The organism is Burkholderia sp. 572 (assembly GCF_040545135.1).
Classification (GTDB): domain Bacteria; phylum Pseudomonadota; class Gammaproteobacteria; order Burkholderiales; family Burkholderiaceae; genus Burkholderia; species Burkholderia cepacia.
Map to the genome: position 1 here is coordinate 97,904 of NZ_JBEPLH010000006.1, position 17,916 is coordinate 115,819.

A 17,916-nucleotide genomic window follows, 5' to 3' on the forward strand; every position below is an offset into this window, starting at 1 on the left:
CGCAACCGTTTCGCAACCGTTTCGACGGAGGGGTCATGACGCAATCGCCGGTGGTCGAGATGACCGGCATCGACAAGTCATTTCCGGGTGTCAGCGCGCTGCAGCGCGTGGACTTCCGGCTGTTTCCCGGCGAGATCCATGCGCTGATGGGGCAGAACGGCGCGGGCAAGTCGACGCTGATCAACGTGCTCACCGGCGTGCATGCGCACGACGCGGGCGAGATTCGCGTCGGCGGCCGGCCCGTGCGCTTCGCCGCGCCGCGCGAAGCCGAGGCGGCCGGGATCCAGACGCTTTACCAGGAAGTGAACCTGTGCGCGAACCTGTCGGTCGCCGAGAACATCTTCGCGGGCCGGCAGCCGATGCGGCGCGGCGCGATCGACTGGAACGCGATCCATGCGCGTGCGCGCGCGGCGCTCGCGGAACTCGACCTGTCGCTCGACGTCACGCGCTCGCTCGACGCGTACCCGATCGCCGTGCAGCAGATGGTCGCGATCGCGCGCGCCGTTTCCGTCGACGCGCGCGTGCTGATCCTCGACGAACCGACGTCGAGCCTCGACGACGGCGAGGTCGCGCGGCTGTTCGACGTGCTGCGCCGGCTGAAGGCGTCGGGCATCGCGATCCTGTTCGTCACGCACTTTCTCGAGCAGACCTATGCGGTGTCCGACCGGATCACCGTGATGCGCAACGGCGAGCGCGAAGGCGAGTACCTGGCGCGCGACCTGCCGGTCGACGCGCTGGTCGCGAAGATGACCGGCCGTGAGCGGATGTCCGATACGCTGCAGGCGGGTGCCGCGGCCGCCGTGCGCACCGCGGGCGACGCCGCGCCGTTCCTGTCGATGCAGCAGGTCGGCCGGCGCGGGATGATGAGCGCGCTCGATCTCGACGTGCGGCCCGGCGAGATCGTCGGGCTGGCCGGGCTGCTCGGCTCGGGGCGTACCGAAACCGCGCAGCTCGCGTTCGCCGCGGAGCGCCCGGACACCGGCGCGATCGAGATCGACGGCACGCGCACGCGGCTCGCGTCGCCGCACGACGCGGTGCGGCACGGCATCGCGTACTGCCCGGAAGACCGCAAGAAGGAGGGTATCGTCGCCGCGCTGTCGATCCGCGAGAACATCATCCTCGCGCTGCAGGCGCGGCGCGGCTGGTGGCGGCTGATCGGGCGCGCGCGCCAGCGCGAGATCGCCGAGTCGTATATCGCCAGGCTCGGCATCAAGGCGCGCGACGCGGAGCAGCCGATCGGCCTGCTGTCGGGCGGCAACCAGCAGAAGGTGCTGCTCGCGCGCTGGCTCGCGACGGACCCGAAGCTGCTGATTCTCGACGAACCGACGCGCGGGATCGACGTCGCCGCGAAGTTCGACATCATGGAGCGCGTGCTCGCGCTGTGCAAGACCGGGCTCGCGATCCTGTTCATCTCGTCGGAGATCGGCGAGGTCGTGCGCGTGAGCCACCGGATCGCGGTGCTGCGCGACCGTCGCAAGGTCGCCGAGCTGACCGGCGCCGATGCGTCCGAGGAGCAGGTGTACCGTCTGATCGCGGGAGGCCAGTCATGACGCCGCTGCGCATGCTGTTTCGTCATTCGCTCGCGTGGCCGGTGCTGACGCTCGCGCTGCTGTTCGCGCTCGATGTCGCGCATCGTCCGGGTTTTCTGTCGATCGCGCTGCTCGACGGCCACCTGTTCGGCGCGCCGATCGACATCCTGAACCGCGCGGCGCCGCTCGTGATCGTGTCGCTCGGGATGACGCTCGTGATCGCGACGCGCGGGATCGACATCTCGGTCGGCGCGATCGTCGCGATCGCCGGCGCGGCCGCGGCGATCGTGCTCGACGGCGATCCGTCGCGGGTCGGTGCCGCGCTGGCCGCCGCGCTCGGCGTCGGCTTGCTCGCGGGCGCCTGGAACGGGCTGCTCGTCGCGTTCGTCGGGATGCAGCCGATCATCGCGACGCTGATCCTGATGGTGGCCGGCCGCGGTGTCGCGCAGCTGCTGACGGGCGGCCAGATCATCCCGATCGGCGCGCCCGGCTATCTCGCGCTCGGCGGCGGTTATCTCGCGACCGTGCCGTGCGCGGTGTGGATCGCCATCGCGACGATCGCGGCGACCGCGCTGCTGGTGAACCGCACGGCGCTCGGGCTGTTCATACGCGCGATCGGCGTGAATCCGGTCGCGACGCGGCTCGTCGGGCTGCGCGCGGGTGCGGTCGTGTTCGGCGTGTATCTGTGTTCGGGCGTGATGGCGGCGCTCGCCGGCATCCTCGCGAGTTCGAACGTGCGCAGCGCCGACGGCAACAACGCCGGGTTGCTGCTCGAACTCGACGCGATCCTCGCGGTGACGCTCGGCGGCACGTCGCTGCTCGGCGGCCGCTTCAGCCTCGCCGGCTCGGTGCTCGGCGCGCTGATTATCCAGACGCTCACCTACACGACCTATTCGATCGGCGTGCCGCCGGAGGCGACGCTCGTCGTCAAGGCGGTCGTCGTGATCGTCGTGACGCTGATCCAGTCGGAGGCGGCGCGCGCGCTCGTCGTCCGGCATGCGTCACGGCTGCTGCCATCCGCGCGTTCGCGCGCCACCACCGGAGCGACGCCCCGATGACCCGATTCCTTGGCCGGCTCGCCGACCCGCGCACGCTGCCGATCGTCGTGACGATCCTGCTGTTCGTCGCGCTGTTCGGTTTCGGGTCCGTGATGTACACCGGATTTTTCTCGATGCAGGTGCTCACCGGGCTGCTCGTCGACAACGCGTTCCTGCTGATCGTCGCGATCGGGATGACGTTCGTGATCGTGTCGGGCGGGATCGACCTGTCGGTCGGCTCGGTCGTTGCGCTGACAACGATCCTCTGCGCGGTCGGCGCCGAGCGGCTGCACTGGCCGGTGTGGGTCATCGTGCCGCTCGTGCTGGCGTTCGGTGCGCTGTACGGCGCGGCGATGGGTGCGCTGATCCATTGCTTTCGCTTGCAGCCGTTCATCGTCACGCTTGCCGGGATGTTTCTCGCGCGCGGCGCGTGCTTCCTGATCACGACGCAGTCGATCACGATCAACGAGCCGACGTTTCATGCGATCGCGGGCATCAGCGTGCCGGTCGGCGGCGGCACGCTGAGCGCCGGCGCGCTGATCGCGCTCGCGACGCTGGCCGCCGCGATCTACGTCGCGCATTTCACGCGGTTCGGCCGCAACGTGTATGCGATCGGCGGCAACGAACGTTCGGCGCTGCTGATGGGCTTGCCGGTCGCGCGCACGAAGATCGGCGTCTACGCGCTGAGCGGCTTCTGCTCGGCGCTCGGCGGCGTGGTGTTCACGCTGTACGTGCTGTCGGGCTACGGGCTGCAGGCGCAGGGAATGGAGCTCGACGCGATCGCCGCGACCGTGATCGGCGGCACGCTGCTCACGGGCGGCGTGGGCTACGTGATCGGCTCGGTGTTCGGGGTCGGCATCCTCGGCACGATCCAGGTGCTGATCACGTTCGACGGCACGTTGAGCTCGTGGTGGACGCGGATCGTGATCGGCGCGCTGCTGTGCGTGTTCTGCGTGCTGCAGCGGGTGATCGAGCGGCATTCCGCGCGGCGGCGCACCGGCGGCACGGGGCTGGGCGAACGGCCGAGGCCGGCCGACGCCGCATCGGCACGGCCGGCCGGGACGGGCGAGGATGCGGCGCTCGTGTCGACGATGCGGCGCGCGTAGGGGATCACACCGGGATCACACCGGGGATCGCACCGGGGATCGCACCGCGCGTGCGGCGCAGCGGGGCGGGATCGACCGGGCAACGGCGCGCGACGTAGCCGCGCCGCCGGCGCGCACCGCGTCAGGCGCGAACGCCGACGCGGTATTGCGTGGTCTGTCGATAGACGGCGCCCGGCTGAACGATGACGGCGTCGCGCAGGTCGTCCATGTTGACCTGATCCGGAAAACCGCCGGCTTCGACGCACAGCGCGGCGTGTCGCGCGCAGCGCGTGCCGCCGCTCACGCGCACGCCGTCCAGGTAGTTGCCCGTATAGAGTTGCAGGCCGCGCTGATCCGTCGACACGAGCAGCTCGCGGCCGCTTTCCGGGTCGTAGATCGCCGCGACGGGCCTGAGCGCGTGCGCGCCGTCGCGCAGCACGAAACAGTGGTCGAACCCGCGCGCCCGCGCGAGCTGCGCGTGCGGCCAGTCGAGGCGCGCGCCGAGCGGTGCGCTGTGCCGGAAGTCGAACGCGGTGCCGGTCACGTCGGCGGTGCCGGTCGGGATCAGCGCGTCGTCGACTTCGAGGAACGCGTCGGCGTCGATGCTCAGTACGTGGCCGCGCACGTCGCCGCCCGCGCGGCCGCTGAGGTTGAAATAGCTGTGATTCGTCAGGTTGAGCGGCGTGGGCGCGTCGGTGACGCCGGTGTAGTCGATCGTCAGCGTGCCGTCGTCGTCGAGCGCATAACGAACCTGCACGCTCACGTTGCCCGGAAAACCCGCGTCGCCTTCGGGCGAATCGAGCTGCAGCGTCAACCCGCCGCAATCGTCGACGACGGCCCAGCGCTGCCGGTGAAAGCCGTTCGCGCCGCCGTGCAGCAGATTGCCGCGCTCGTTGCGATCGAGCCGGTAGTCGACGCCGTCGAGCGTGAAGCGCGCGCCGGCGATCCGGTTCGCCCAGCGGCCGACCGTCGCGCCGAGGTAGGCGCCCGATTCGACGTATTCGGCGGGCGTGTCGTGCGCGAGCACGATGTCGGCGAAGCGTCCGGCGCGGTCGGGCGCGAGCCACGACACGACGGTCGCGCCGAGGTCGCTGACGACGACGCGCATCCCGTGCGCGTTACGCAGCGTGTAGCGCCGCACCGCGTCGCCGTCGGGCAGCGTGCCCCACGGTTCGGAAGGGACGCGTGCGACGCCGGGCGCCGGGCGGGGAGAGTCGGTATCGATATGCATGGATGGATTCGATGGGTAAGGCCGGCTTCAGTGCGCGGCGATCGTGCGTTCCTGGTATTCGCGCGGCGTGCATCCCAGCTCGCGGCGGAATACCGCGTACATGTACTGAAGCGATGTGAACCCGCAGCGGATCGCGACTTCGGCGCTCGACGCCTGCCGGCCGGCAAGCAGCGCCTGCGCCGCTTCGAGCTTGTGGCGCAGGATTTCCTGGTGCACGGTGCGCTGCAGTTCGCGCCGGAAGTGCTCCTCCAGCAGCGAACGCGACACGCCGACGTAGTCGGCGACCTGTTCCGTCTTGATGCCCTGGCACGCGTACTGGCGAATGAAGTGGCGCGCGCGCATCACGTAGGGGCTCGTGAGCGGCTGGTGGCGCGTCGATTCGAGCACGTTGATCCCGACGGGCGGCACGAGAATGCGCCGGTCGGGAAAACGCACGCCGCGCAGCATCTGGTGCAGCAGGTGCGCGGCGGTCCGGCCCATTTCCTCGGTGCCCTGGATCACGGACGACAGCGGGATGCGCGTCAGCGTGCGCGTGAGCGGATCGTTGTCGATGCCGATGATCGCGACCTGTTCCGGCACCGCGAGGCCGGCGATCAGGCAGGCCTGCAGCAGGTGCCGCGCGCGCGCGTCGGTCACCGCGATGATGCCGACGGGTTTCGGCAGCGCATGCAGCCAGCTGATCAGCTGCTCGATCGCGTGATTCCATGCCGATGCGCTCGTCGACAGCCCGCGGTAGATCGGCGCGTCGAGCCCGTCCGCGCGCGCGAGCCGGTCGAACGCCAGCTCGCGCTGCTGCGCCCAGCGGTTCTGCTGCGCGTCGGGCAGGCTGTACATCGCGAAGTGTGCGAGCCCGGCGCCGATCAGGTGCGTGTACGCGAGCGACACGAGTTTCGCGTTGTCGGTCGCGATATACGGCACGCCGTCCGGATACTGCGCGGGATCTTCGTAGGACGAGCCGAGCGCGACGATCGGCAGCGGCGAGCCGGCGAGCGCGTCGGCGACGGCCGGATCGTCGAAGTCGGCAATGATGCCGTCGCCGTCGAAATGCTCGATGCCGGCGAGCCGGCAGCGGAAGTCGTCCTCGAGGAACAGGTCCCACACCACGCGCGTCGAGCGCAGGTACTGGCCGATGCCGCTGATGATCTCGCGGTCGTAGACCTTGTTGGCGTTGAACAGCAGCGCGATGCGGTGCGGTGTCTGGCTGGAAGGGGCGCGGGTCATCTCGGTCTCGAGGCGCGTGCCGTGCGGGGCGTCGCGCCGTTGTCTCCGGGGGCGCGGACGGTGCCGCGCGCTTGTCTGGTGTCCGGCGATTGTAGGACGGAACGCGTGCGGTGCGCAGCGCGCTGGCAAGAAACGTTAAGCGTGCTGCGCAATTTCGCAATTGCGGGGGCGGGGGCGCGCGGGCACGATCCAGCCAGACCGAATTCGGCCCGCACGCCAACGCGCCGCGCGCCGCACTGCAACAAGAAACCGGACGGAGACGCCATGTCGTATTTCGAACAGATTCCCGCGATTCGCTACGAAGGTCCGCAATCGGACAACCCGCTTGCCTACCGCCATTACGACCGCACGAAGCAGGTGCTCGGCAAGACGCTCGAGGAGCATCTACGCATCGCGGTGTGCTACTGGCATACGTTCGTGTGGCCGGGGCACGACATCTTCGGCCAGGGCGCGTTCCGGCGGCCGTGGCAGCAGCCGGGCGACCCGCTCGAGCGGGCGCGGCAGAAGGCGGACGCGGCGTTCGAGTTCTTCACGAAGCTCGGCACGCCGTTCTATACGTTCCACGACACCGATGTCGCGCCGGAAGGCGACAGCCTGCGCGAGTACGTCGAGAACTTCGCGCGAATGACGGACTACCTGGGCGAGCGTCAGCAGGCCACGGGCGTGCGGCTGCTGTGGGGCACCGCGAACCTGTTCTCGCACCCGCGCTTCGCGGCGGGTGCGGCGACCAACCCGAATCCCGACGTGTTCGCGTGGGCGGCGACCCAGGTGCGCCACGCGCTCGACGCGACGCACCGGCTCGGCGGCGAGAACTACGTGCTGTGGGGCGGCCGCGAAGGCTACGAGACGCTGCTCAATACCGATCTCGTGCGCGAGCGCGAGCAGTTCGCGCGCTTCTTGTCGATGGTCGTCGAGCACAAGCACCGGATCGGTTTCAAGGGCGCGCTGCTGATCGAGCCGAAGCCGCAGGAGCCGACCAAGCATCAGTACGACTACGACGTCGCGACCGTGCACGGTTTCCTCACGCAATACGGATTGCAGAACGAGATCCGCGTGAACATCGAGGCGAACCACGCGACGCTCGCCGGCCATTCGTTCCATCACGAGATCGCGAACGCGTTCGCGCTCGGCGTGTTCGGCAGCGTCGATGCGAATCGCGGCGATCCGCAGAACGGCTGGGACACCGACCAGTTCCCGAACAGCGTCGAGGAGCTGACCCTCGCGTTCTACGAGATCCTGCGCCACGGCGGCTTCACTACCGGCGGCATGAACTTCGACGCGAAGGTGCGGCGCCAGAGCGTCGATCCGGAAGACCTGTTCCACGGCCATGTGGGCGCGATCGACGTGCTCGCGCTCGGGCTCGAGCGCGCCGCCGTGCTGGTCGCGAACGACCGGCTCGACGCGCTGCGCCGGCAGCGCTACGCGCAGTGGGACAGCGCGTTCGGCCGCGAGATCCTGTCGGGCGGCTATACGCTGGAGTCGCTCGCCGCCGACGCGCTCGCGCGCGGCGTGAACCCGCAGCATGCGAGCGGCGGGCAGGAGCGGCTCGAGAACATCGTGAACCAGGCCATCTACGGGTTGCGCTGACGCCATGTACATCGGAGTCGACCTCGGTACGTCGGGCGTGAAGGCCGTGCTGCTCGACCGTGACGGCGTTGTGCGGGCCAGCGCGAGCCGGCCGCTGGCGGTGAGCCGGCCGCGGCCGCGCTGGTCCGAACAGGCGCCGCGCGACTGGTGGGACGCGGCGGGCGGTGCGCTCGCGGCGCTCGTCGCCGATGCGCGCGCGGCCGGCATTGATCCGCGTGCCATCGATGCACTCGGTCTGACCGGGCAGATGCACGGCGCGACGCTGCTCGACGCGCAGGGCGACGTGCTGCGCCCCGCGATCCTGTGGAACGACGGCCGCGCGGATGCGGAGTGCGCGGAACTCGAGCGGCTCGCGCCCACGCTGCGCGCCGTCGCCGGCAATCTCGCGATGCCGGGCTTTACCGCGCCGAAGCTGCTGTGGGTGCGCCGGCACGAGCCGGACGTATTCGCGCGGATCGCCCATGTGCTGTTGCCGAAGGATTATCTGCGCTACCGGTTGACCGGCGCGTTCGCGACCGATCCGTCGGATGCGGCCGGCACGCTGTGGCTCGATGTCGCGAAGCGCGATTACGACGACACGCTGCTCGCCGCATGCGGGCTCTCGCGCGCGCAGATGCCCGCCGTGTTCGAAGGCAACCGCATCACCGGCACGCTGCTGCCGGCCGTCGCACGCGCGCTCGGGTTGCGCGAGATCCCGGTCGTCGCGGGTGGCGGCGACAACGCGGCCGGCGCGGTGGGCGTCGGCATCGTGCGGCCCGGCGACGCGCTGCTGTCGCTCGGCACGTCGGGCGTCTACTTCGCGGTGTCGGACGGTTTTCGCGCGAATCCCGAATCGGCGGTTCACAGTTTCTGTCACGCGTTGCCGCGCACCTGGCACCTGATGTCGGTGATGCTGAACGCGGCCGGTTGCGTCGATTTCACCGCGCAGCTGGCCGGCTACGACGGCGTTGCCGCGCTGCTCGCCGACGCGGAAGCGAACGCGCGCGCGGAGCGCCCGTGGTTCCTGCCTTACCTGAGCGGCGAGCGCACGCCGCACAACGACGTGAATGCGAAGGGCGTGTTCTACGGGATGACGCCCGATACGCGGCGCGCGGATCTCGCGAACGCGGCGCTCGAAGGCGTCGGCTTCGCGCTGCTCGACGGGATCGACGCGCTGCATGCGGCCGGCCTCGCGCCCGACGGCATCACGGTGATCGGCGGCGGCTCGCGCAGCGCGTACTGGACGCAGATGCTGGCCGACCTGAGCGGCCGCGCGCTGACCCTGCGCGCGGGCGGCGAAGTCGGCCCGGCGCTCGGCGCCGCGCGGCTCGCGCATCTCGCGCTCGAACCGGATGCGCCGCTCGACGCGGTGTGCCCGCAGCCGCCCGTCGTCGCGGTACGGGAGCCCGACATGGCGCGCCACGCGTGGTATCGCGACGCGCGGCGGCCGACGTTTCGCGCGCTGTATCGGGCGCTCGAGCCGGTGTTTGCGACAGGCGCGTGACGGGCGTGTGACAGGCCGCACGAAGCCGTGCCGCGCGGTGGCAAGACGATGGGCGACCGGCTTCGGCGGCTGCCCGGCGTTCGTGGAGTAGTCCTATAAAGAGAGGAATGGAGACATGAAATCCGTGAAACGTCGTACGGTATTGAGCTCGCTTGCCGGCGCCGCTGCGCTGGCGATCCTGACACTGGGCGCCCCGCTCGCGCAGGCGAGCAAGGACAAGCCTGAAATCGGCTTCTGCATCGACGACCTGCGCGTCGAGCGCTGGTCGCGCGACCGCGACTATTTCGTGGCCGCCGCGACGAAGCTCGGCGCGAAGGTGTCCGTGCAGTCCGCGGACGCGAGCGAGGCGCGGCAGATCTCGCAGATCGAGAACCTGATCTCGCGCGGCGTGGACGTGATCGTGATCGTCCCGTTCAACTCGAAGACGCTCGGCAACGTGGTCGCCGAAGCGCGCAAGGCCGGCATCAAGGTGGTGTCGTACGACCGGCTGATCCTCGACGCCGACGTCGACGCGTACATCTCGTTCGACAACGAGAAGGTCGGCGAACTGCAGGCGCAGGGCGTCGTCGACGCGAAGCCGAAGGGCAACTATTTCCTGCTCGGCGGCGCGCCGACCGACAACAACGCGAAGATGCTGCGCGAAGGGCAGCTGAAGGTGCTGAAGCCGGCGATCGATCGCGGCGACATCAAGGTCGTCGGCCAGCAGTGGGTGCCGGAGTGGAGCGCGTCGACCGCGCTGCGGATCGTCGAGGATGCGCTGACCGCGAACAACAACCGGATCGACGCGATCGTCGCGTCGAACGACGGCACCGCGGGCGGCGCGATCCAGGCGCTCGCCGCGCAGCACCTGGCCGGCAAGGTGCCGGTGTCCGGGCAGGACGCGGATCTCGCCGCGGTCAAGCGCGTGATCGCCGGCACGCAGACGATGACCGTCTACAAGCCGCTCAAGCTGATCGCGAGCGAAGCAGCGAAACTCGCGGTGGATCTCGCGAAGGGCACGAAACCCGCGTTCAACGCGCAATACGACAACGGCAAGAAGAAGGTCGACACGGTGCTGCTGCAGCCGACGCTGTTGACCAAGCGCAACGTCGACGTCGTCGTGAAGGACGGCTTCTATACCCAGGCGCAGCTGGCGAGCCAGTAACGACGCGGCGCGCGGGCGTCCCACCGGTGCGTCCGCGCGCACACTGCGAGGCATGAGCGAATGACCGAACCCTTGCTGACGATGCGCGGCATCGTCAAGGAATTCGACGGCGTGAAGGCGCTCGACGGCATCGACCTGGTGGTGCGGCCGGGCGAGTGCGTGGGGCTGTGCGGCGAGAACGGCGCGGGCAAATCGACGCTGATGAAGGTGTTGTCCGGCGTGTATCCGCACGGCACGTGGGAGGGCGAGATCCGCTGGGAGGGCGCGCCGCTCGTCGCGTCCGGCGTACGCGACACCGAGCGCGCGGGCATCGTGATCATCCATCAGGAACTGATGCTCGTGCCCGAGCTGTCGGTCGCCGAGAACATCTTTCTCGGCAACGAGATCACGCTGCCGGGCGGGCGCATGAACTACGCGGCGATGGTGCAGCGTGCCGAGGCGCTGCTGCATGAACTGCGGATCGACTCGATCAACGTCGCGCAGCCGGTGATGAACTACGGCGGCGGCCACCAGCAGCTGATCGAGATCGCGAAGGCGCTGAACAAGCGCGCGAAGCTGTTGATCCTCGACGAACCTTCGTCGTCGCTGAGCGCGTCCGAAACGCGCATCCTGCTCGACATCGTGCGCGACCTGAAGCGCCGCGGCGTCGCGTGCGTGTACATCTCGCACAAGCTCGACGAGGTCGAGGCGGTGTGCGACACGGTGACGGTGATCCGCGACGGCCGCCATGTCGCGACCGAGCCGATGCGCGCGCTGACGACCGACCGGATCATCGCGATGATGGTCGGCCGCGAGATTCGCGATTTGTACCCGCGCGAGCCGCACGAGATCGGCGACGTCGTGCTGGAAGCGCGCCACGTGACCTGCCGCGACGTGACGAACCCGCGCCGCAAGCGGGTGGACGACGTGTCGTTCAGCGTGCGGCGCGGCGAGATCCTCGGCGTCGCGGGGCTCGTCGGCGCGGGTCGTACCGAGCTGATGCAGGCGATCTTCGGCGCGTATCCGGGCGCGTGCACGGCGACCGTGCTGATGAACGGCCAGCCGCTGTCGATCCGCACGCCCGCCGATGCGATCCGCGCCGGCATCGCGATGGTGCCCGAGGACCGCAAGCGCCACGGCATCGTGCCGCAGCTCGGTGTGGGCCACAACATCACGCTGACGGTGCTGCGGCGCTTCGCGGCGCGCGGCCGGATCGACGCGGCCGCCGAGCTGGATGCGATCCGCACCGAGATGCAGCGGCTGTCGGTGCGTGCCGCGCATCCGTTCCTGCCGATCGCGAGCCTGTCCGGCGGCAACCAGCAGAAGGCCGTGCTCGCGAAGATGCTGCTGGCCGAGCCGCAGGTGCTGATTCTCGACGAGCCGACACGCGGCGTCGACGTGGGCGCGAAAGCGGAGATCTACCGCCTCGTGTTCGCGCTCGCGAAGCGCGGCGTCGCGCTGATCGTCGTGTCGTCGGAAATGCCCGAGGTGCTCGGGCTCGCCGATCGCGTGCTGGTGATCGGCGAAGGCGAGCTGCGCGGCGACTTCGTCAACGACGGCCTGACACAGGAACAGATCCTCGGCGCCGCGCTGAAATCCGGCCGGCGGCCGACCGAACCCACCGCAACGAGTGCGACATGAATTCCGAACTTTCTTCCTCCACCCCGGCGACGCAGGACGCGGATGCGCGCCGTTCAAGCGGCCACGAAGCAGGGCAACCGGCCGGGCGCTCGACCGGCAGCCAGCTTCGCCAGATATTCGTGCGCTACAAGATCCTCGCGCTGCTGCTCGCGGTCGCGGCGATCTGGGCATTCTTCTCGGTGCTGACCGACGGCGCGTTCGTCACGCCGCGCAACGTGTCGAACCTGCTGCGGCAGATGTCGATCACCGGCATGCTCGCGTGCGGGATGGTGTTCGTGATCATCGCGGGCGAGATCGACCTGTCGGTCGGCTCGCTGCTCGGGCTGCTCGGCGGCGTCGCGGCGATCCTCGACGTGAACCGCCACTGGCCCGTCGCCGTGACGGTCCCGGCGGTGCTCGCGCTCGGTGTGCTGATCGGGCTTTTCAACGGCTGGTGGTCGACCTACCGGCGCGTGCCGTCGTTTATCGTCGGGCTCGGCGGGATGCTCGCGTTTCGCGGGATCCTGCTCGGCGTGACGGGCGGCTCGACGATCGCCCCGGTGTCCGACGGCTTCGTGTTCCTCGGGCAGGGTTACCTGCCGCGCGTGGCCGGCGACGGCCTCGCGCTGCTGCTGTTCGCGCTCGTCGCGCTGCTGGTCGTGCGCCAGCGCGGCACGCGGCGCCGCTACCGGCTTGCGGTCGCGCCGCTGTGGCAGGACGCCGTCAAGATCGTGGGCGCGGGGGCCGTGCTGTTCGCGTTCGTCGCGACGCTCGACCGCTACGGCGGCATCCCGGTGCCGGTGCTGTTGCTGCTCGCGCTGCTCGGCATCTTCTCGTGGATCGCGACGCAGACCGTGTTCGGCCGGCGCATTTATGCGGTGGGCTCGAATCTCGAGGCGACGCGGCTGTCCGGCGTCGATACCGACCGCGTGAAGCTCGCGATCTTCGCGCTGATGGGGCTGATGTGCGCGTTCGCCGGCATCGTGAACACCGCGCGGCTCGCGGCCGGTTCGCCGTCGGCGGGCACGATGGGCGAACTCGACGCGATCGCCGCGTGCTTCATCGGCGGCACGTCGATGCGCGGCGGCTCGGGCACCGTGTACGGCGCGCTGATCGGCGCGCTCGTGATGGCGAGCCTCGACAACGGCATGTCGATGCTCGACGTCGACGCGTACTGGCAGATGATCGTCAAGGGCGCGGTGCTGGTGCTGGCGGTGTGGATCGACGTGGTGTCGCGGTCGAACCGGCGGTGAGGCGTCGCGCCCTGGCCGCCCGTCAACGGGAGGTGGACATGAAACGGAACACGGTACCGATGCGCGGGATCTCCATGCTGACGGCGTCGCCGCTCGCGACGCCGGCCGTCGAATACGATCACGGGGCCGCGCTCGGCCTGGGCGATCCGCGCGACCGCCGGATCATCGCGGATGCGCTGCGCACGCTGTTGCGCGAGCGCTCGGAAGCGCTCGCGTTCGCGATGCGCGTGGCGGACGAGCACGATCGTCCGAGGCCGGACGCGAACGATTTCGCGCTGACCGACATCATCCGGCTCGCGCGCATCGTCGAGCGCGCGGAGCGATACGGCGACGCGATGAACGAGTCCGTTCCGGGCGCTGCGCGCTGATACATGAATGGCCTGGCCGGCGCCGTTCGCGCGAGATTGCGCGAGGTTGTGCGTCGACCGAACAATTTCGCACTGGAAAGCGGCTGAAGCGGGCGTCGACACGATCCGTGATCATGGCCCGGCTCGTTTTGCCGTCGCGGCGGTTCGCGACAGCGAAACTTCCTGAACGCGCGCGGGCGACCGTTACGGCAGCGGCGCACCCCACACCGCGGTCACGTCGCCGCCGAGCCGCCATTCGCTGAACGGGCGGCGCGGCGCGATGATCGCCGGCAGGCGGCGATCGCCGAAGCGCGCATAGTACGGCTCGACCCAGCTCAGCTCGTCGCGGAACGTCCACGGGAACAGGTCCTGCCTGACCGGCGTGATTGTCCTGAAACTGTCGGGATTCTCCACCGCGTCGGGCCGGAGGCAGTCTAGCGGTTCGATCTTTCAGCGGCCTTTCCCGATGGCGGCGGCTGCCGTCCGGCGCGATGGCCTGCCCGATCCGGCAGGCCGGCGGTGCGGGTCCCGGCGTCGTATGCTTTACGTTATCCTGTCGCCCTCGACCGCCTGCCCGATCCGATGAAGCGTCCGCCGTTTTCCACTCAACTCGTCATGCTCTGGGCGCTCGTCGCGACGCTCTGCGCGACGCTCGTCGCGGTCGTCTGGGTGATGGCCAGTTCCGCCGAAGGGCAGCAGATCGCCGGCGCGCGGGCCGCGGGCGAAGCGGCCTGCGAAGCGGTCGCGTCGCGCTACGATGCGTCCGCGCCGGCCGGCGCGCAGCCCGATTCGGCGCTGATGCATGCGATCCTCGATATCGTTTTGGCGCGCGCACCGGACATGGAAGGCGGTTTCTGGACGGCCGGCGGCGCACCCGCGGCGAGCGGTTTTCTTGCGTATTCCTTTCCGACTTATCAAGGCAGCGGCATCAAGCGCGACGTGCCGGACGCGGAAACGCCGCTGATTCTCCGCACGCTGCGCGCGGCCGCCGCGACGCGTGCCACGACGTCGAATGCGGTCGAGGGCGCGCAGGATGCCGTGATCGCGGCGGCGTGTCCGGTCCGCGCCGGATCGGGCCTGTTCGTCTGGATGCTGACGCGCGCCCGCCCGCCGCTCGGCCGGCACGGCGAGCTGCTGGCGACGGGCCTTGCCGGCGTGCTCGCGGTGATTCTCGCGATCGCGGCGGCGCTCGCCATCGCGCTGCGGCGCTGGAAAGGCAATCTCGCGCGGATCGAAGCCGGGTTGGCGCCCGACGGCCGCGCACCGCACCTGCCGTATGTCGGCGAGCCCGATCTCGACCGGATCATCGATGCGTTCAACGCGCATGCGCGGCGCGCCGAGCAACTGCAACAGCAGGCCGCCGAACTCCGCACGCGGCTCGCGCAGGCGGAACGCTTCGGGATGCTCGGCAAACTGGCCGCGCAGGTCGCGCACGAGATTCGCAACCCGATGGGCGCGATGCGCCTGAAAGCCGAAAACGCGCTGGCCGGCGACAGCCGACGGCAGCAGGACGCGCTGCGCGTGATCCTGGCGCAGATCGAACGCATCGATGCGCAGCTGTCGGGCCTGCTCGCGCTGACGCAGCCGGTCAGCCCGCATGCGACGCGCGTCGATGTCGACGCGTGGCTCGCGCAGGTCGTCGACGCGCACCGCGAGCTGGCGCAGCGGCAGGCGATCGATCTCGCATGGCTGCCCGGCGAGCAGGGCGAACGCCTTGCGCAGCCCGCCGCGTTCCCCGTGTTCGATCCCGACCAGATGCGTCGCGCGCTCGACAACCTGTTGCTCAATGCACTGCGCCATGCCGGCGACGGCGGCGCGGTGACGCTCGCCGCCGCGCGTCGCACGTTCGCCGGACGCGACTGGCTGAGGATCACCGTGTCGGATACCGGCCCCGGGGTTCCCGCCGAGCAGCGCGAGCGGATTTTCGAGCCGTTCGTGACGGGGCGGGCGGACGGCACCGGCCTCGGTCTTGCCGTCGTCCGCGAAGTGGCCGCGGCGCATGGCGGCCAGGCCTGGCTCGACGACGTTCCGCACGGCGCATCCTTCGTCATTGAAATCCCATGGCAACCATCCTCATAGTCGACGACGACGCGGCATTTCGCGACGGCCTGGCCGAGACGCTCGCCGATCTCGGTCATCGGGTCGTCGAAGCCGGAGCCGGGCGCGCGGCGTTGAGCGCGCTGCGCGACGGCGGCCGCGTCGACTGCATCTTTCTGGATTTCCGCTTGCCCGACCTGGACGGGCTCGCGGTGCTCGCACAGCTGCGCGACGATCCCGCGCTGGCCGCGATCCCGGTCGTGATGCTGACCGCCCATGCGACCAGCGACAACACGATCGACGCGATGCGGCTCGGCGCGTTCGATCACCTGACCAAGCCGATCGGGCGTCGCGACATCGCACAACTGCTCGCGCGCGTCGTTTCCGCGAACGCGCCGCCGGCGGCCGTCGAGCCGCACGGCGGCGGGTTTGCGCGCGAACCCGCATCGGCCCGCCCCCGGCTGCTGGGCGTGAGCGCCGCGATGCGCGACGTGCAGAAGCAGATCGGCCGGGCCGCGACGAGCGACGCGACCGTGCTCGTCACCGGCGAGACGGGCACCGGCAAGGAAGTGGCGGCGCGCGTGTTGCATGCCGCGTCGATGCGGCATGCCGGGCCGTTCGTCGCGGTCAACTGCGCGGCGATTCCGGCCGACCTGCTCGAAAGCGAACTGTTCGGGCATCGACGCGGCGCGTTTACGGGGGCGCACGTCGATCGCGCCGGGCGGCTCGTCGAGGCCGACGGCGGCACGCTGTTTCTCGACGAGATCGGCGACATGCCCACGGCCATGCAGGCCAAGCTGTTGCGCGCGCTGCAGGAGCGCGAGGTGACGCCGCTCGGTGCGGATCGTCCGACGGCGATCGACATCCGGGTGGTGGCCGCGACGCACCGCGATCTCGCCGAGGCCGTCGCGAACGGTACGTTTCGCGAAGACCTGTTCTACCGGCTGAACGTGATTCCGCTGCACCTGCCGCCGCTCGCGGATCGCGTGGCCGACATCCTGCCGCTGGCCGCGCATTTCCTGGCGTGCGCGGCAGGCGCGCGCCCGTTGCACCTGACGAACGACGCACAGCGGGCGCTGCTCGATCATCGCTGGCCCGGCAACGTGCGTGAGCTGCGCAACGTGATGGAGCGGGCGGCCGCGCTGGCGCCCGGGCCGGCCATCGGCGCGGCCGATCTCGGGTTCGGCGTCGTGGCGGCGCCGGCGCCCGGCGGCGACGCGCTTGCGCTGCCCGCGCCGCTGTTCGACATGCCGTTGCCCGACGCACTGGCGGCGGTCGAGCGCGCCGCGATCCTGCGCGCGCTCGAGCGCGCGAACGGCAATCGCGCGGAGGCGGCACGGCAGCTCGGCATCGGCCGTCAGTCGCTCTATGCGCGCATGGCCCATCTGGGTATCGAGCGCGACGAGTAGCGGTGCCATGACGCCTGTCGGCATTCCCGACAACGGCGGGTAAAACGTGTCGGGAATCCCGACACGTTGTGCACGGTTCATGGTTCGATACGCCGCCCGGCGGGCACATGCGTGCTGGCACGCATGTTGCAGATATCACGGCATCGCAACCCGTTGCCGGAGCCCGCCATGAAGTCGACCCCACGCGTCGCGCGTTCGCGGCCGCCGCGCCGCGTCGTCGTTCGCCGCAGCTGTGCCGGACTGTGCGCCGCCGCGCTGATCGCCGCGGCGACCGCCTGCGCCGCGCAGGTTCCACCCCCGCCGCCTGCGGACGAACCGCCCGGTGCGCCGCCGCGCGCCGGTTTCGAACCGGCTCCTCTTTCGCCTCCGCCGCTGTCGCCCGTCGCCTCCGACACGCTCGTGTCCGGCACGCTTTCGCGCCTGACGATCAACCCGGAAGGCGCGGTCGACGGTTTCGTGCTGACCGACGGTACGCTCGTCGAGGTGCCGCCGCATCTCGGCACGCAGCTGATCGCGCTCGCGCGGCCGGGTGACCGGGTAACGGTGGCCGGTGAACGTCGCGTCGGCGACGACATCCACGCGCGCGTCGTGCGCAACGACCGCAGCGGCGCATCGTTGTCCGACCAGCCGCCGCCATCCGCCGCGCCGATGCCGCCCGCGCTGCGCGGCGTCAATCTGGCCCGGCTCAGCGTGTCGGGTGTCGTGCGGCGCGTCATGCGCGCACCACGCGGCGAGCCGGACGGCGTGATGCTCGACAGCGGCGCGATCGTCAAGCTGACGGTGCCGGCCGCGCAGCAGTTCGGCGCGCTGCTCGTACCCGGCGCGCGCGTTGCCGCGGTCGGATACGGCACGCGCAATGCCTACGGCGAAGCGCTGCAGGCCACCGCATTCGGCTCGCCGGGCCGTGTCGTGAATCTTTATGACGACGTCGTGCGCTGATCGCACGTCGTCTTC

General features: G+C 70.2%; 15 protein-coding genes. 12 read left to right on the forward strand and 3 right to left on the reverse strand.

Annotated features, from left to right (window positions below):
* The first annotated feature begins 35 nt into the window (after positions 1 to 35).
* From ABIC51_RS13460 to yjfF, 3 genes are read left to right on the forward strand one after another with little or no spacing between them, the layout of a single operon-like run.
* Positions 36 to 1,550, forward strand: a complete 1,515-nt coding sequence (locus ABIC51_RS13460) for a sugar ABC transporter ATP-binding protein (RefSeq protein WP_175861691.1) — start codon at positions 36 to 38, stop codon at positions 1,548 to 1,550.
* A complete protein-coding gene (locus ABIC51_RS13465; protein ID WP_175861692.1) occupies positions 1,547 to 2,587 on the forward strand; it encodes an ABC transporter permease in 1,041 nt (346 codons plus the stop codon). The genes ABIC51_RS13460 and ABIC51_RS13465 overlap by 4 nt, the downstream gene beginning before the upstream one ends.
* On the forward strand, positions 2,584 to 3,672 hold the full coding sequence (yjfF, locus tag ABIC51_RS13470) for a galactofuranose ABC transporter, permease protein YjfF (protein ID WP_354006508.1): 1,089 nt from the start codon (positions 2,584 to 2,586) through the stop codon (positions 3,670 to 3,672). The genes ABIC51_RS13465 and yjfF overlap by 4 nt, the downstream gene beginning before the upstream one ends.
* Positions 3,673 to 3,793: 121 nt before the next feature.
* Here the strand turns inward: yjfF and ABIC51_RS13475 are convergent, their stop codons facing one another.
* Both ABIC51_RS13475 and ABIC51_RS13480 read right to left on the reverse strand, forming a co-directional pair.
* On the reverse strand, positions 3,794 to 4,882 hold the full coding sequence (locus ABIC51_RS13475) for an aldose epimerase family protein (protein ID WP_027792868.1): 1,089 nt from the start codon (positions 4,880 to 4,882) through the stop codon (positions 3,794 to 3,796).
* A 27-nt stretch (positions 4,883 to 4,909) separates the two neighbouring features.
* Positions 4,910 to 6,103 (reverse strand): XylR family transcriptional regulator, encoded by a 1,194-nt coding sequence (locus ABIC51_RS13480; protein ID WP_027792867.1) that lies wholly within the window; start codon positions 6,101 to 6,103, stop codon positions 4,910 to 4,912.
* A gap of 264 nt (positions 6,104 to 6,367) precedes the next feature.
* Here ABIC51_RS13480 and xylA point away from each other — a divergent pair, with 264 nt between their 5' ends.
* The 6 genes from xylA (at position 6,368) to ABIC51_RS13510 (ending at position 13,537) form a co-directional block, all read left to right on the forward strand.
* On the forward strand, positions 6,368 to 7,690 hold the full coding sequence (gene xylA / locus ABIC51_RS13485) for a xylose isomerase (protein WP_059699589.1): 1,323 nt from the start codon (positions 6,368 to 6,370) through the stop codon (positions 7,688 to 7,690).
* Positions 7,691 to 7,694: 4 nt separating this feature from the next.
* Positions 7,695 to 9,173 carry a xylulokinase gene (xylB, locus tag ABIC51_RS13490; RefSeq protein ID WP_175899638.1) on the forward strand — a complete coding sequence of 493 codons (1,479 nt, stop codon included), beginning with the start codon at positions 7,695 to 7,697 and terminating at the stop codon, positions 9,171 to 9,173.
* A 115-nt stretch (positions 9,174 to 9,288) separates the two neighbouring features.
* On the forward strand, positions 9,289 to 10,317 hold the full coding sequence (gene xylF / locus ABIC51_RS13495; RefSeq protein WP_226128502.1) for a D-xylose ABC transporter substrate-binding protein: 1,029 nt from the start codon (positions 9,289 to 9,291) through the stop codon (positions 10,315 to 10,317).
* A 60-nt stretch (positions 10,318 to 10,377) separates the two neighbouring features.
* Complete coding sequence (gene xylG, locus ABIC51_RS13500; RefSeq protein WP_354006509.1) at positions 10,378 to 11,937, forward strand: D-xylose ABC transporter ATP-binding protein; 1,560 nt, start codon at positions 10,378 to 10,380, stop codon at positions 11,935 to 11,937.
* Positions 11,934 to 13,169, forward strand: coding sequence for a sugar ABC transporter permease (locus tag ABIC51_RS13505; protein ID WP_354006510.1), 1,236 nt, complete (start codon positions 11,934 to 11,936; stop codon positions 13,167 to 13,169). The genes xylG and ABIC51_RS13505 overlap by 4 nt, the downstream gene beginning before the upstream one ends.
* 38 nt (positions 13,170 to 13,207) lie before the next feature.
* A complete protein-coding gene (locus tag ABIC51_RS13510; protein WP_060174474.1) occupies positions 13,208 to 13,537 on the forward strand; it encodes a hypothetical protein in 330 nt (109 codons plus the stop codon).
* A 183-nt stretch (positions 13,538 to 13,720) separates the two neighbouring features.
* Here the strand turns inward: ABIC51_RS13510 and ABIC51_RS13515 are convergent, their stop codons facing one another.
* Positions 13,721 to 13,930, reverse strand: a complete 210-nt coding sequence (locus ABIC51_RS13515) for a hypothetical protein (RefSeq protein WP_060174473.1) — start codon at positions 13,928 to 13,930, stop codon at positions 13,721 to 13,723.
* Positions 13,931 to 14,098: 168 nt separating this feature from the next.
* Here ABIC51_RS13515 and ABIC51_RS13520 point away from each other — a divergent pair, with 168 nt between their 5' ends.
* The 3 genes from ABIC51_RS13520 (at position 14,099) to ABIC51_RS13530 (ending at position 17,901) form a co-directional block, all read left to right on the forward strand.
* The gene (locus ABIC51_RS13520) at positions 14,099 to 15,595 is read left to right on the forward strand and encodes a sensor histidine kinase (RefSeq protein ID WP_060174472.1); all 1,497 of its coding nucleotides are present in this window, start codon (positions 14,099 to 14,101) and stop codon (positions 15,593 to 15,595) included.
* A complete protein-coding gene (locus ABIC51_RS13525) occupies positions 15,577 to 16,962 on the forward strand; it encodes a sigma-54-dependent transcriptional regulator (RefSeq protein ID WP_354006511.1) in 1,386 nt (461 codons plus the stop codon). The genes ABIC51_RS13520 and ABIC51_RS13525 overlap by 19 nt, the downstream gene beginning before the upstream one ends.
* A 168-nt stretch (positions 16,963 to 17,130) precedes the next feature.
* Positions 17,131 to 17,901 (forward strand): hypothetical protein, encoded by a 771-nt coding sequence (locus ABIC51_RS13530; RefSeq protein WP_354006512.1) that lies wholly within the window; start codon positions 17,131 to 17,133, stop codon positions 17,899 to 17,901.
* The last annotated feature ends 15 nt before the right edge of the window (positions 17,902 to 17,916 follow it).

Excerpts from the sequence above, each read along its gene's own strand:
- ABIC51_RS13460 (WP_175861691.1), top strand. The coding sequence starts at position 36 with ATGACGCAATCGCCGGTGGTCGAGATGACCGGCATCGACAAGTCATTT.
- ABIC51_RS13465 (WP_175861692.1), top strand. The coding sequence starts at position 1,547 with ATGACGCCGCTGCGCATGCTGTTTCGTCATTCGCTCGCGTGGCCGGTG.
- yjfF (WP_354006508.1), top strand. The coding sequence starts at position 2,584 with ATGACCCGATTCCTTGGCCGGCTCGCCGACCCGCGCACGCTGCCGATC.
- ABIC51_RS13475 (WP_027792868.1), bottom strand. The coding sequence starts at position 4,882 with ATGCATATCGATACCGACTCTCCCCGCCCGGCGCCCGGCGTCGCACGC.
- ABIC51_RS13480 (WP_027792867.1), bottom strand. The coding sequence starts at position 6,103 with ATGACCCGCGCCCCTTCCAGCCAGACACCGCACCGCATCGCGCTGCTG.
- xylA (WP_059699589.1), top strand. The coding sequence starts at position 6,368 with ATGTCGTATTTCGAACAGATTCCCGCGATTCGCTACGAAGGTCCGCAA.
- xylB (WP_175899638.1), top strand. The coding sequence starts at position 7,695 with ATGTACATCGGAGTCGACCTCGGTACGTCGGGCGTGAAGGCCGTGCTG.
- xylF (WP_226128502.1), top strand. The coding sequence starts at position 9,289 with ATGAAATCCGTGAAACGTCGTACGGTATTGAGCTCGCTTGCCGGCGCC.
- xylG (WP_354006509.1), top strand. The coding sequence starts at position 10,378 with ATGACCGAACCCTTGCTGACGATGCGCGGCATCGTCAAGGAATTCGAC.
- ABIC51_RS13505 (WP_354006510.1), top strand. The coding sequence starts at position 11,934 with ATGAATTCCGAACTTTCTTCCTCCACCCCGGCGACGCAGGACGCGGAT.
- ABIC51_RS13510 (WP_060174474.1), top strand. The coding sequence starts at position 13,208 with ATGAAACGGAACACGGTACCGATGCGCGGGATCTCCATGCTGACGGCG.
- ABIC51_RS13520 (WP_060174472.1), top strand. The coding sequence starts at position 14,099 with ATGAAGCGTCCGCCGTTTTCCACTCAACTCGTCATGCTCTGGGCGCTC.
- ABIC51_RS13525 (WP_354006511.1), top strand. The coding sequence starts at position 15,577 with ATGGCAACCATCCTCATAGTCGACGACGACGCGGCATTTCGCGACGGC.
- ABIC51_RS13530 (WP_354006512.1), top strand. The coding sequence starts at position 17,131 with ATGAAGTCGACCCCACGCGTCGCGCGTTCGCGGCCGCCGCGCCGCGTC.